Here is an 838-nt window from a genome sequence, read left to right on the forward strand (position 1 = left end):
GGGTGGGTCAGTACGCGGAGTTGACGTTGTCGATGGAGCCGTAGCGGTGCGCGGCGTAGTTGGCGGCGGCGGTGATGTTGGCGACCGGGTCGGTGATGCTGTGCGCGGTCCCGGAGACGTGGTACGCGTTGAAGGTGGGGTCGATCACCTGGAGCAGGCCCTTGGACGGGATGCCCTTCTGCGCGTTGACGTCCCAGTTGTTCTGGGCGTTGGGGTTGCCGCCGGACTCACGCATGATGTTGCGGCGCAGGCCCTCGTAGCTGCCCGGGATGCCCTTCTGCTTCATCACGGCCAGCGACTTCTTGATCCAGCCGTCGAGGCTGCCGGCACCACCGGCGTCGGCGTTGCCGTCCTGCGCGGCGGCCTTGACGGTGGGGGCGCTCTGCGGCATCTCGGCGGCGTGCGCGGAGGCGGGCATCAGGGTGAGCGCGGCGGCCGCGGCGCCCGTCGTGGCCAGACCCGTCACGGCGAGGGAGCGCAGGCGGGCAAGGCGGCGGGTGGCGGTGATCGCGGTCAAGGGGTCTCTCCTGGGGGACGTCGGTGAAGGCGCCGGCCGGAAGGTTCCGGTCGCGGCCTCAGGGCGTTCGGGGCGAGGCCCTGTGCTGCACGGCCACGACCGGCGTCCCGGGGATCCACACCCGGTCGCACCACGGCGGCTTTGCGGCAACGACCAACATGGTTAGCGAGCGCCGGAACCCCAGGCAAGAATGTGACGTACTACCCAACACCGTAGAAACACCCCAAAACGGTCACCGGGTGGTTGTCGCCCCAGCTCACCGCGGTCCACACCTACGGCCCCGCCTAGGACGTGACATAGCCCCTATGGGCCGCATCACCC

The 838-nt window shown here is 69.8% G+C and carries 1 protein-coding gene; it reads right to left on the minus strand.

The window, feature by feature from the left end; translation table 11 throughout:
• Positions 1 to 7 precede the first annotated feature (7 nt).
• Entirely contained in the window at positions 8 to 517 is a 510-nt protein-coding gene (locus JK361_RS40620) for a transglycosylase SLT domain-containing protein (protein WP_201828254.1), read from the minus strand.
• Between the last annotated feature and the right edge of the window lie 321 nt (positions 518 to 838).

This window comes from Streptomyces musisoli, from assembly GCF_016741855.1.
In the GTDB taxonomy this organism is placed as follows: domain Bacteria; phylum Actinomycetota; class Actinomycetes; order Streptomycetales; family Streptomycetaceae; genus Streptomyces; species Streptomyces musisoli.